This is a genomic window from Chitinophaga sp., from assembly GCF_017745275.1.
Classification (GTDB): Bacteria; Bacteroidota; Bacteroidia; order Chitinophagales; family Chitinophagaceae; genus Chitinophaga.
In genome coordinates this window covers 846,701-859,227 of record NZ_JAGHZS010000002.1, presented here as the reverse complement: position 1 = coordinate 859,227, position 12,527 = coordinate 846,701, and the positions used below count along the sequence as shown (strand labels likewise).

Genomic DNA, 12,527 nt, shown 5'->3' with positions numbered 1-12,527 from the left:
GTTACTTCTCCCCTTTGCCTTCCATCTGCTTAATAATATTATTCACCTCTGCTTCAGTAGCACGTAATTTCTGTTGGCAGAACTCTATCAATACCGCAGCGCGTTTTACTTTTTCTGCCAGCAGGTCTACCGATACTGCTTCATTTTCAATTTCAGCCGCTATTTCCTGCAATTCATTATAGGCCGTTTCATATGTCAGTTCCTGGTTCATGTGTAGTTGTTTTTGATGTAATAGTGGCGTCCAGCGAGGCATCCGGCAACACTACCGTGATGTGGCTGCCCGGTTGAAGCGTACTGGCGTTGCTGAGTACCTGTCCATCCTGGTAAATCATAGCAAAACCGCGTTTCAGGATGTTGGCAGGGCTCATCAGTTTGAATAAAGTATCGTAATGGGCGACCTGTCCCCGTTTACTCTGTATATACATCCGGCTGAATGAGCGGAACTTGTCCACCATATTGTCTAAATCATTCAGGCGGTTGGATACCATGATCCGCGGCCGCTGCAGCACCGCATTAGACGTGGCGATCAGCTCGCGGTGACGGTTCAGCGTAGCCGCTGCTGCATGCTGTAATACCGTATTTTTAATATGATGTAACTCTTCTTTATGATTGGCCAGCAATGTTCTGCTTTGATTGATAATGCTGCTGTTCAGCGATGCCAGCTCCTGGAAATGCCCGGAGAAAAGCTGCTGGGAACGGATCACTATATTTTGCTGCATCGATATCAGCGCTTCTTCAAAGCCCCGGTTGTGCGCTATAATCAGCTCTGCCGCCTTGGTAGGCGTTTTGGTGGCGGTATGCGCCATCATGTCCGTAATGGTTTCATTTTTCTGATGCCCGATTCCTGTGATCACCGGGATGGGAAATTTAGCCACTGCGCGGCCTAATATGAACGTATCGAAAATCAGGAAGTCGGTTTGTGCCCCGCCGCCGCGGATAATAACCACCGCATCGTAAGGTACCTGGCTGTTGTAAATATCGATCAGTCGTTGTTGTACCAATTCCGCTTTAGCTTCCCCCTGCACCACCGTAAAATAATTATCGATGATAAAAGTATAGCCGAAATGATTATGCTCCAGGGTATGCCGGAAATCCTGGTACCCGGCGGAGTTACCGGAAGTGATGACGGCCAGTCGCTGTATCACTGCCCGCAGGGGCAACTGGTTATTCTTTGTCACATAGCGATCGCCCACTTTACGGATAAAATCCGCGCATTCGCTGGTGAGTCGCAGCAACGTTTGCTGCTTCTGCTGTTCCAGCAGGCCGATAGTAAAACTCGTATCTATATCCAGTAAAGAAATCTGTAGTCCGTGTACCTGGTGATAGCTCACCGATACACGGATTAATACATGAATATCATTTTTGAAAGGTTGTCCTGTAACAATTTCAAATTCCTTAATCCGTGTAGCGCCGTTGCCCCAGGCTACTGCCGCCACTTTTGCCACGATGCCTCCAGCCTGGGTATCTTTCTCCACCAGGTCGAAATAATGATATCCTTTTTGCTGGTAAAAAGAGTGGTTGGTAACATCGGCTACTACCCAATACGATTGCTCAGCAAACACGTTGTGGAGCGCCTGCTGAATTTTACTGGTGAGTGCGGAAAGCTTTATAGCGGGTGAGTCGTTCATTAGCCCGGTAAAGATAAGTAAAACGTTTATTTCCGGAGAAGAAGGGAATATGCGGGGAATCTAAAAAATGTATATATTGCTTTCAGTTGAATAATGAAAAAGATCGCCAGTCAACCAAAATACGTAACAATCACTTAATAAAAGACTTATTCTCTTTTATATACTTTTGCGCCATGAGAGAAAATGAGCAGATAAAATTGCTTTTTCACGGGATCTGCTATGAAAACAATATACAGGCGTATAATGAATTATATGTGAGCCTGTGCGCGCGCCTGATTCATTTCTCTGCCTCTATTGTATCTTCATTTCACCTGGCAGAAGAAATTGTGTCAGATGTATTTCTCACCTTATGGCAAAAAAGGAACGACTTATTACATGTACAAAACCCGGTGGTGTACCTGTATGTAAGCACGAAGAATCTTTCGCTTAACACCCTGCAGCAACAGAAAAGGCATCAGCATCATTCGCTGGATGATATCAACACAGATATATTGGCTATTGCACCGGATGCGGAAAACGGGATGGTGTCTGCAGAAGTATCTCAAAAAATTGAAAGAGCGATACGTTGTTTGCCGGCCCGCTGCCAGCTGATTTTCCGTTTAATCAAACAAGACCGTTTAAGCTACCGGGAAGTGGCTGAGCTACTCAATATTTCTACCAAAACAGTAGATGCCCAGCTGACCATTGCCGTAAAAAAAATATCCCAGGCCATCCGCTTTGACCTCTCCGATGAAACGGCGCAAACCTACCTCCGGATTGATTCTTAACTTTTTTTATTTTCCTTTAGGGAATTTTCATTGGTTTATTTGTCCTTCTAATAATGGGAAGGACAAAAGTTACTATTTACCCATCAAATGAGGTCGTTACTTGTCCTTAACTGAAACTATGGATCAGGAAAAACTGTACACATTACTGGCCCGCGAAATGGCCGGTCTATTAACGGAAGACGAAGCAGTGGACTTGCAGCAGTTGCTGCAGCAATATCCTGATGCCAGCTATATCCGTGAGGTATTTGCACAAAACTGGGTACCTGCCGGTAAACAATATACTGGTTCACAGGTACAGCAACTGTTGGAGAAGCATCAATTAAGAATGGAAACCTTAACAGAGGCGCCTGTCATAGAAGTACCGGCGAAACGCCGGATCTGGGGATGGTATGCAGGCATCGCTGCCAGTGTGCTGGTGCTGCTCGCCGTTGGCGCGTGGTGGTGGCATTCATCGCCATCCGAAAAGCCGGCGCCACTGGCACAAATGGTCACGGAAAAAAGGATGCGATCACAAGTGCTGCTGCCTGACGGCACGCGGGTATGGCTCAATGCCGGCAGTAAGCTCGACTACCCCAAACAATTTGCGGCCCATACCCCGAGAGAAGTAACGCTGGAAGGAGAAGCCTTTTTTGTTGTTACTGCAGATGCAGAGCGCCCTTTCCGGGTACACACCAAAACTTTCCAGGTAAGGGTATTAGGCACTTCTTTTAATATAAGAGCTTATCCGCAGGAAGACAGCGCCGTTACCTCGTTAGTACAGGGCGCCGTGGAGGTAGTATTGAAAAATGCAGACAACCAGGTAGTATCGCTCAAACCAAATGAGAAGCTGACCGTACCGGTGTTGCAGGTAGCCGCCGAAACCCATACTGTAGCGGCGCCGGCACCGATGGTGATTTATAAAAGTAAACTCAGCCCGGTACAGGACAGCGTGTTAACAGAAACCGCGTGGGTACAGAATAAACTGGCTTTTAAACACCTGGAGCTGGAAAAAGTAGCGGTAATGCTGGAAGAATGGTATGGGGTAGAAATCGGATTTAAAGACAATCGTAAAAAGCAATTATACTTCAGTGGCGTATTTGAGTCGGAAAGCCTGGAACAGGTACTCAATGCGCTGGAAACCACGTTATCATTTACCTGGCATAAAGATGCCGCCGGGAAAATATGGATTCAATAAACAAATATTCACTTAAACACCAGACGCGCAAAATAAAATAAAGACAGGTTCATTTAACATCAAAAACATAATAGTAACAACGTAAACAAACAGCTTTAACTGTAAGCTTTTAACCGAAAAAAAACGGGAAATGTTCGCACCATTCCCCGTCCAAATATCGGTTAACAGCATTGTATTGGGTAAACTTTCCATCAACAATTATTAACCAACAAAACAAATGTATGAAAAAAAGTACAGTGGACAATTGGCTTCCGCCTAAGCGGAAGTTGTATAAACTGTTGATTTTTATGAAGCTTTCTATGCTGCTGCTCACCGTTGCCTGCCTACATGTTAGCGCATCGGTACATTCACAGTCTACCATCACGATGAAGCTCAACCAGGTACAGCTGGAAAAAGCCCTGACGTTGCTGGAAAAAAACAGCCATTACCGGTTTGTTTATAATGATGATAATCTGCCACCGAATCACAAAGTATCGCTCGACGTGACGGATGGCAGCATTGATATGGTATTAAATAAAATACTGGATAATACGGCACTCCGCTTCAGGAAGATGTCGGACAACCTGATTGTGATTGCGCCGGAAGCCGTGGTGAGTAAGGATATCACCGTAAAAGGCCGTGTAGTTAATACTACCGGAGATCCACTACCCGGGGTAACTGTTCGCCTGAAAAACACCAGCATTGGTGCTACGACCAATGATAAAGGAAACTTTGAACTGAAGGTGCCGGAAAATGCAGTTCTTGTGTTGACTTACATCGGCTTTGACCAGCAGGAAGTAGCGCTGAATGGCAGGGAGACCCTGACCATCACCATGGAGCCATCTAAAAATTCTATGGAAGAAGTGATTGTGGTTGGTTATGGAACACAGAAGAAAATCAACGTTACCGGGGCCATTGATCAAATTTCCGGTAAGCAGCTGGCAGCACGGCCTATTGCCAATGTGATGCAGGGTTTACAGGGATTAAGTCCCGGGTTGAATATCAGTTATGCCGGAGGCCGGCCCGGGCAAATTCCTAATATCAATATCCGCGGCGTGGCTACTATAGCCAGTGGCAATGGGATGGTACAGCCCCTGATTATTATTGATGGTATTACCTCTACCACGGATGATATGATACGGCTCAATCCAACAGACATCGCTTCTATTTCTGTTTTACGGGATGCCGCTTCTGCTGCCATTTACGGCGCCAGGGCATCTTTCGGGGTGATCCTCATCACAACCAAACAAGGCAGCGCCGGAGGCAAACAGTCTGTGAGCTACAGTAATTACTTTGCCATGTCGCGCCGGACCGTAATGCCGGAACCTGTAACAGATCCTTACATCTATTCCCGTGTACTTGAAACTTCTACGAATAATACCCCATGGGATTATGTGAACTTCTCCGATGAATATTATAAATGGGCAAAAGAAAGATCTGATAATCCTTCTTTGCCTGATACCAGGATTGATCCCAGCGACCCTACCAAATGGGCTTACATGGGTAGCAATAACTGGAATAATTACTTCTTCAGTAAAAATAATTTTTCCCAGAATCATAGCATCACGTTGAGTGGTAGCGCTGAAACAGCGAAGAAAGTACCTATCAGCTACCTGTTGTCTGCCGACTACACCAAAGAAAATGGTTTGAATAAACTGGCGAAAGATGACTGGAGCCGTACCGGCATGCGCGCCAAGATCAATGTGAAGCCTATCAGCTGGCTGCAGGTGGATAATAACCTGAGCATTTACCAGACAAAAGCAGATGCGCCTACTAATAATATTACGAACGTGTATTACCTGGCTCCTACCCAGGTGGCGGTAAATCCTGACGGAACCTGGGCTAATACAGGCGCCGGCCGCCTGGCAGCCCAACTGGTAGACGGAGGCCGCAATATCACTACCCGCTTCGGGTTCCAGGATGTTATCAGGGGTGTGGCTTCTTTCCTCAATAACGATCTGCAGGTTACCGGCGATGCCAGTTTCAAAAGAGAATTATGGAAATATCATACAGATCAGAACTATTATAAAATTGGTTATGGTCCTAAAGACATCCGGCAGGAAGGAAACAGCTACGTAAGTGAAAATAATACTTTTATTAAACAGGATGTTTTTGATCTCTATGCCAACTACCATAAAACCATCGCAAAAAACCATAGCATTACGGTATTAGCTGGCTATAACCAGGAGAACTTTGAGGCGCAACTGATCAACGCCAGTCAAAAAGATATCATTACACCGTCACTGCCCTATATATCACTGACAAGTGGTACTGCCTCTGTAAGTGGCTACTATGATTCCTATGCGATCAGAAGTCTTTTCGGAAGAATAAATTATACTTTCAAAGACCGCTATATCATAGAAGCCAATGGCCGGTACGACGCCTCTTCACGTTTCCCTTCCACCAACCGTGTAGGCATGTTCCCTTCCGTATCTGCGGCGTGGATAGCCAGTGAAGAAAAATTCATCAAATCCATCCCGCTGATCTCTGTGCTGAAATTCAGAGGATCCTATGGTAGCCTGGGTAATCAGAATGTGAACAACTTCGGTTATCAATTTAACCTGCCTACCGGCAAATCTTCTTACCTGATAGATAACAACATTGGTCAAACAATCGTTACCGGCGCACCTGCCCTCAAAGTAGATCCATCTACCTATACCTGGGAAATGGTAACCACTACTAACGTAGGTACAGATATCGGTATCCTGGAGAATAAATTCCAGGCATCGTTCGACTACTTCGTGCGTAATACAACCGGTATGCTGGCTCCAGGTCAGGAACTACCAGGCGTGTTAGGTACCAAAGCACCATTGAAAAATGCCGCCGATTTATCTACCCGGGGATGGGAGCTCACACTGGGCTATCGCAATGATTTTAACGTTGCCTCCAAACCATTTAATGTTGGAATAAAGGTGACCCTGTCAGATGATAGAACTAAAATCACCCGCTATAAAAATGATCAGCAGCTGTTTAGTGGTAAATACTATGCCGGCCAAAACTTTGGTGAAATATGGGGCCTGACTAACGATGGTTATTTCAAAAGCAAAGATGATGCAAAGAGCCTGAATGAATCTGCCATCGTTCCATGGGGAGCACTGGAAATAGTAGAAGGATGGCCTAAATACAAAGACCTCGATGGCAATGGTAAAATTGAGCAGGGCATTTCAGCCAAAGATCCTAAAGACCTGAAAGTGATTGGTAACACCAGTCCACGTTACCGTTACGGTATCAACCTGGATATGAACTGGAATGGCTTCGACCTGTCAGTATTTATGCAGGGCATTGCTAAAATGGATTATTATCCTCACCACTACCTGTTCTGGGGTCCATTCCAGCAGCCCTATGCCAATATCTATCCATGGAACCTTGATTTTTATCGCGCCACTGCTGATAATGACGCCACCCGCGCACAGCACAGTGAATCTTATATTAAAGCAGGACTGGCAGATGCCAATACCAATTCTTACTACCCGGTATTACAATCCTGGCTCGCTGATAACAACAATGGTAAAGGATTGGATATTCCGCAAACCAAGTACATGCTGAATGCAGCGTACCTGCGCATTAAAAACCTGACGATTGGATACACCTTACCGGCATCCCTGACGAAGCGTTATCATCTTAACCGCTTACGTGTATATGTTACCGGGGAAAACATCTTTGAGTTTTCTTCCATTAAGAAATACGTAGATCCGGAATCTATTATAGATGGCTACGGATGGGCTTATCCTTATCAACGCAAATATGCTGTAGGATTAAATCTTGACCTGTAATTCCGGATACTTTAAACATTACCACATGAAAAAAATTACCAGTTATATAATGTTTGGAACGCTGTTGTTAGGCGCTTCCTGTAAAAAAGATTTTCTGAACCGATATCCGCAGGACCAAATAGCCGCAGACCTGTTTTTCAAATCAGAAACAGATCTTAAGCTGTATATGAACGGACAACTTAGCCTGGCGGATACCTGGCAGTATATAAGTGATCAGAATACAGATAATGCGGCTACTACCGGTCTCGTAGAAATAAAGAATATGATGACCGGTACCCCAAGCTCCCAAAGCATTACCGGAGGCTGGGATTGGAGTACCCTGCGCAATCTCAATTTCTTCCTCGACAACTACCACGGTGCCGATGCGCCCCAGGAGGCAAAAGATCATTATGCCGGGCTGGCCAGGTACTACCGGGCTATGTTCTACTTCGGTAAAATAAGCCGCTACTCCGATGTTCCGTGGTATGGAAAAACCCTACTGCCGGAAAGTCCTGAGCTGAATAAGCCCCGTGATCCGCGCTCCCTGGTAGTAGACAGTATGATGGCTGATCTGGCATTTGCAGCCAGCCACATTCGCGAAAAAGTACCCAGCGGTACGCCCAACCTATGGGCCGCCAAAATGCTGTATGCACGCATCGCGCTCTATGAAGGCACTTATCGCAGGTATCACCCTGAACTGAAGCTGGAATCTACGGCCGACCGTTTCCTGGACACCGCCCGCGCACAGGCTCTGTCCATCATCCAATCCGGTAAGTTCAACATCTATAATACCGGCAACCCCGGCAGCGATTACGCTACGTTATTTGCCAGCCAGGACCTGCTTTCCAACAAAGAAGTCATATTGGCCAATCCTAACGATTACGTAAAAGGAAAAGATGGCAACATCAACGGCTATATATTCAATGATTATGAGCAGTCGCCCTCCCGTGACCTGGTACAGACCTACCTGATGAAAGATGGCACCCGCTTTACAGACATCCCTGGTTATGATAAATTCCAGTTCACACAGGAGTTTCAAAACAGGGATCCACGTATGGCACAAACGCTGGCTGCTCCGGGATTTAAACGCGCCACCGATAATGCACCATACATCCAGCGGCTCAATAAAAACTTTACCGGTTACCACCAGGTAAAAGGCTACTTCAATACTACCGATAACACCATCGCAGGCAGCATGGATTTCCCGGTATACCGCTATGCCGAAGCTTTGCTGGTTTATGCGGAAGCTAAAGCAGAACAGGGCAACATCGCACAAAGCGACCTGGATCAATCTGTAAACCTGCTGCGTGCACGTGCAGGCTTACCCGGGATAAACCTTGCTATCAGCAATGCTACTCCTGATCCTGTACAGGCAGCCAAATATCCGGATGTTACCGGCTCAATGAAAGGCGTGTTGCTGGAAATACGCCGCGAAAGAAGAGTGGAGCTGGCCATGGAAGGCTATCGTTACGACGACATCATGAGATGGCATGCCGGCAAACAACTGGAGAAAATTCCGGAAGGCATGTATTTCCCCGGACTTGGCAAATATGACCTGACCGGTGATGGCGTGGAAGATATCATCCTCATCAGCAAAAGTCAGGATATCCCCGCAGAAGGCGCTAAAGAAAAGAACTCTTTGGGCGTACCGCTGATCTACTATAAGGCAGGATCTTTCGGGGAAGAAGTAACCGTATACCTGAAAAATGGCACCGCCGGCGGTACCATCGTTACTGAAACCCAGGCACGTACTTTCCAGGATCCTATGTTCTATTACCGTCCTATCCCCTACACACAGGTAGCGCTGAATCCTAATCTGAAACAAATCTTTGGCTGGCAATAAAAAACGGAATGAACAGAAGAGATATCCTTAAACATACTGGCCTGATGGCAGCCGGCACCCTCCTGGGTCCGGCCGCCTTGAAGGCAGAAAGCTATAAAGACGGAAAACGAAAACCTGTGCTCACGGTAGCGCATATAACGGACGTGCATATACGCGAAGATCTCAACGCGCCTGCCCGGTTTAAAAAATGCCTGGAACAGGTAAAAAGCAGGAAGGTTGATTTCTTCCTGAATGGCGGCGATGCCATCTTTGACGCCTCCTATGATAATGTAAAAAGAGAAAGGGTTACACAGCTATGGAACATCTGGGATGACTGTATCAGCAGCCTGAAAAATTATGAGGTTTTCAGCTGCATCGGCAACCACGATATCTGGTGGAAAGCGCCCAACAAGGAAGATAGCATGTATGGCAAAGACTATGTAGTAAAGCGGCTCAACATACCACATCGTTATTACAGCGTCACCCGCAAAGGCTGGCATTTTATTATCCTGGACGGTAACAATGATAAAGTATCACTGGATGAAGAACAATACCAGTGGCTGGAAAAAGACCTGCAACAATTGCCCGCCGGCACCCCTACCCTGGTGATGTCGCACTACCCGATATTGGGTGTTACGCCTATATTGGTGGGGGGCGGCCACTCTGATCACCAGCGGCTGAAAACATTATTCTTTCAGCACCGCGACAAAGTGAAGATATGCCTCAGCGGTCATAATCACCTTGCAGACAATGCGCTGTACAATGGCGTACAGTATTGCTGCAATGGCGCTATGAGCGGCTTCTGGTGGGGTGAAGGAGATAAGGAATCTGCCGGAAAAGGTTATTACCTGGAAACACCTCCCGGGTATGCTATTTTGAAATTGTATGCCGATGGAACCGTGGAAAATGAATACATCGCCCACGCCGAATAAAAACAAACAGCGCACTACCTGTGCGCTGTTGTTGTATATATAAACCCTGCTCCATGTACTACGGAAACCTTGATAATTCGCTGCTGTCAAATACCCATTCCGGCGTTAGTAGCTTCCCCGAAAAAGCTGCCGGGTACCACGGAGCATCGCTGCCCGGATTTTTCAATACATGTACCTGTTGCGCCGGCATATAACTTTGCGCCAACAGGAACACCCGCTCTCCCCTCGCGTTTTCTGCCACGTCCATCACAATCACAGCATGACCTGGTGCCCCTCCTTTAATAAAAACATCGCCTGGCAATATACTGCGTGTATCCTTCACCGGTAGTAATGTTTTGCTGAGCGACATGGTACCTGCCCAGGAAAACACCGTTTCGAGATACTGGGCAAAACAGGCAGGCCCGCTGGCGGCAGCTGCCTGCCTTACCTTCAACAAACGATTCTTTTGCAACACAAAACGATCTCCCTTCATCCAGTCGCTGTAACTCATTTTGGTACCATCCGTTGCATTGAAACTGATTTTCCCATAGGCTCCGTTGGCGTACAGATATTCTGCATATAAGCGCATCACGGCATCTGCACATTGCTGCAGGTCTTTGTTGCCCACAGAAATATTCAGCACGGCATATTGCGCCTCCTGGTTACGTTTTAATTGTCCGTTATAGAGATGTACTTTGTTGTCGGCATTCAACTGCATCGCACGCAGCCAGGCGCCAAAAGAGCCGGCCGGCTGCGGCAACCGTTTATATCCTGCCGGCAGTGGAATATCGGCTACGGATACCGCATGTACGGTATTATTGATCTTCGGATGAACGGGCAGGGACGGACAGGTGAATATTGTCAACAAACCCGAAATAATTATCATAAAAGGTTTCCAGATTATCGTCATCTCCAGGCGTTTTTCAGTAGATGCGGGTCGTGGGCAATTCCATAAAAATATTTTTGGGAGATGGATACCTCCGGGTGCATGCTGCTACCCGTGGATATCCCGGAGCATACGTCCTGAAACACATAGAAATTATATAAAATATCAAGGTATTCATCTTCCCGGTTTATTCAAATCCCGATCTGATATTTTACCTTTGTCTGCATGTCGCTATTTATTACATCATTGAATTCGGGAAGCAACGGGAATTGTTATTACATTGGCAACGACCAGGAAGCAGTATTGGTAGATGCGGGCATTTCCTGCCGGGAAACGGAGAAGCGAATGACCCGCCTGGGGCTTTCAATGAAAAAGGTAAAAGCCATCTTTATATCGCATGAACACATTGATCATATCCGTGGCGTAACGGTATTGGCAAAGAAATACCAGCTACCGGTATACATTACACAAGCTACCATGACGCATGGCGGCCTGGCGCTGGATCCGCTGCTGGTGATGTCCTTTAACCCTTATGAACCGGTGACGATAGGTACGCTGACCGTCACTGCTTTCCCAAAATTTCATGATGCCTCGGAACCTCATAGTTTTATTGTGGCCGGCAATGCCGTTACCATCGGGGTATTTACAGATATCGGGGCACCTTGCGAACATGTAATCCGGCATTTTCAGCAATGTCATGCTGCCTTCCTGGAGGCTAACTACGACGAAGAAATGCTGGACAAAGGCCGGTATCCTTATTACCTGAAGAATCGTATCCGAGGCGGTAAAGGACACTTATCCAACACACAGGCCCTGGAAATATTCAATCAGCATCGTCCCGCTTTCATGAGCCTTTTATTGTTATCCCATCTTTCCCAGGATAACAATAACCCGGACCTGGTACAGGCGTTGTTTGATGAACATGCCAATGGCACCGGGATCGTGGTAGCTTCCCGTCACCGGGAAACGGCGGTATACCGCATTACTGCTACCAACTCTGGGGAAATGCCTGCAGCCATGCCGCTATCAACGGCCACAGCGGAAGTGCCACCAGGAAAATTATTTTAGCCCGGGTGCGCTTTTTCTTAAAAAAGAGCACGCCGGCCAATATAAATAAATAGAAAATCAGCAGGGGTACTACCACAGGACTCAGCATAAAAGCTGCAAATAAGAGGTTATCCCATTGTTCACCCGGATGAATAGGGTCATAACTCCGTTTCCAGAGGCGCGGGCGAAGATGATGTTCTTCCACATACTGATTAAACGCTTCCACACTATGGAAGGTAATCGCCGTACAGGTAGTTTCGTCTGCAACCAGGTATACCCCGTTATCCCTTTCTCCAATAATATGATTCCGGTAAAAATACCATACATGAAAATAAATACTGTCTGATACCGCGTCCGGGCGGTTTAGCCATCGTACCTCCGCCCGGTAGGCGCTGGTGCCGTCGTATTCCATCTGGTTGCCGCCCGGCGTTGGCTTTACCCAGGAAGAAAGACCGCTGCCATCAGCGGATTGCCATATTAAACAACTTATCAGGGCGAATAAAAAACGCATATTTAGAACCGGGTGATTAAACCGGGCGTGAAAATAGACAAATCTGTTGG

General features: G+C 46.7%; 10 protein-coding genes. 6 read left to right on the top strand and 4 right to left on the bottom strand.

The genetic code is table 11. The annotated features are described in order from the left end of the window. Window position 1 precedes the first annotated feature (1 nt). Both xseB and xseA read right to left on the bottom strand, forming a co-directional pair. The gene (gene xseB, locus J7623_RS09210) at window positions 2-211 is read right to left on the bottom strand and encodes an exodeoxyribonuclease VII small subunit (RefSeq protein ID WP_291919532.1); all 210 of its coding nucleotides are present in this window, start codon (window positions 209-211) and stop codon (window positions 2-4) included. After that, the gene (gene xseA, locus J7623_RS09205; protein WP_291919531.1) at window positions 189-1,628 is read right to left on the bottom strand and encodes an exodeoxyribonuclease VII large subunit; all 1,440 of its coding nucleotides are present in this window, start codon (window positions 1,626-1,628) and stop codon (window positions 189-191) included. Before xseA ends, xseB begins: the two co-directional genes overlap by 23 nt. Window positions 1,629-1,801: 173 nt before the next feature. Between xseA and J7623_RS09200 the strand changes: the two genes are divergently transcribed. The 5 genes from J7623_RS09200 (at window position 1,802) to J7623_RS09180 (ending at window position 10,054) form a co-directional block, all read left to right on the top strand. After that, window positions 1,802-2,395 carry an RNA polymerase sigma-70 factor gene (locus tag J7623_RS09200; RefSeq protein ID WP_291919530.1) on the top strand — a complete coding sequence of 198 codons (594 nt, stop codon included), beginning with the start codon at window positions 1,802-1,804 and terminating at the stop codon, window positions 2,393-2,395. Window positions 2,396-2,513: 118 nt separating this feature from the next. Beyond that, window positions 2,514-3,569, top strand: coding sequence for a FecR domain-containing protein (locus J7623_RS09195; RefSeq protein WP_291919529.1), 1,056 nt, complete (start codon window positions 2,514-2,516; stop codon window positions 3,567-3,569). 221 nt (window positions 3,570-3,790) lie between these two features. Then, window positions 3,791-7,321, top strand: a complete 3,531-nt coding sequence (locus J7623_RS09190) for a SusC/RagA family TonB-linked outer membrane protein (protein WP_291919528.1) — start codon at window positions 3,791-3,793, stop codon at window positions 7,319-7,321. Window positions 7,322-7,346: 25 nt separating this feature from the next. Further along, window positions 7,347-9,143 carry a RagB/SusD family nutrient uptake outer membrane protein gene (locus J7623_RS09185; RefSeq protein ID WP_291919527.1) on the top strand — a complete coding sequence of 599 codons (1,797 nt, stop codon included), beginning with the start codon at window positions 7,347-7,349 and terminating at the stop codon, window positions 9,141-9,143. An 8-nt stretch (window positions 9,144-9,151) separates the two neighbouring features. After that, window positions 9,152-10,054: a metallophosphoesterase gene (locus J7623_RS09180; RefSeq protein ID WP_291919526.1), complete on the top strand. Its 903-nt coding sequence runs from the start codon at window positions 9,152-9,154 to the stop codon at window positions 10,052-10,054. 58 nt (window positions 10,055-10,112) lie between these two features. Here J7623_RS09180 and J7623_RS09175 read toward each other — a convergent pair whose 3' ends face one another. After that, a complete protein-coding gene (locus tag J7623_RS09175) occupies window positions 10,113-10,901 on the bottom strand; it encodes a DUF4846 domain-containing protein (protein WP_291919525.1) in 789 nt (262 codons plus the stop codon). A 243-nt stretch (window positions 10,902-11,144) separates the two neighbouring features. Here J7623_RS09175 and J7623_RS09170 point away from each other — a divergent pair, with 243 nt between their 5' ends. Further along, a complete protein-coding gene (locus tag J7623_RS09170) occupies window positions 11,145-11,987 on the top strand; it encodes an MBL fold metallo-hydrolase (RefSeq protein WP_291919524.1) in 843 nt (280 codons plus the stop codon). Here the strand turns inward: J7623_RS09170 and J7623_RS09165 are convergent. Beyond that, window positions 11,908-12,477, bottom strand: a complete 570-nt coding sequence (locus J7623_RS09165; protein WP_291919523.1) for a hypothetical protein — start codon at window positions 12,475-12,477, stop codon at window positions 11,908-11,910. The two genes, J7623_RS09170 and J7623_RS09165, sit on opposite strands and share 80 nt — an antisense overlap. Between the last annotated feature and the right edge of the window lie 50 nt (window positions 12,478-12,527).

What these genes read in the sequence shown, in the direction of transcription:
- xseB (WP_291919532.1), bottom strand. Translation starts at nt 211, where the DNA reads ATGAACCAGGAACTGACATATGAAACGGCCTATAATGAATTGCAGGAA.
- xseA (WP_291919531.1), bottom strand. Translation starts at nt 1,628, where the DNA reads ATGAACGACTCACCCGCTATAAAGCTTTCCGCACTCACCAGTAAAATT.
- J7623_RS09200 (WP_291919530.1), top strand. Translation starts at nt 1,802, where the DNA reads ATGAGAGAAAATGAGCAGATAAAATTGCTTTTTCACGGGATCTGCTAT.
- J7623_RS09195 (WP_291919529.1), top strand. Translation starts at nt 2,514, where the DNA reads ATGGATCAGGAAAAACTGTACACATTACTGGCCCGCGAAATGGCCGGT.
- J7623_RS09190 (WP_291919528.1), top strand. Translation starts at nt 3,791, where the DNA reads ATGAAAAAAAGTACAGTGGACAATTGGCTTCCGCCTAAGCGGAAGTTG.
- J7623_RS09185 (WP_291919527.1), top strand. Translation starts at nt 7,347, where the DNA reads ATGAAAAAAATTACCAGTTATATAATGTTTGGAACGCTGTTGTTAGGC.
- J7623_RS09180 (WP_291919526.1), top strand. Translation starts at nt 9,152, where the DNA reads ATGAACAGAAGAGATATCCTTAAACATACTGGCCTGATGGCAGCCGGC.
- J7623_RS09170 (WP_291919524.1), top strand. Translation starts at nt 11,145, where the DNA reads ATGTCGCTATTTATTACATCATTGAATTCGGGAAGCAACGGGAATTGT.
- J7623_RS09165 (WP_291919523.1), bottom strand. Translation starts at nt 12,477, where the DNA reads ATGCGTTTTTTATTCGCCCTGATAAGTTGTTTAATATGGCAATCCGCT.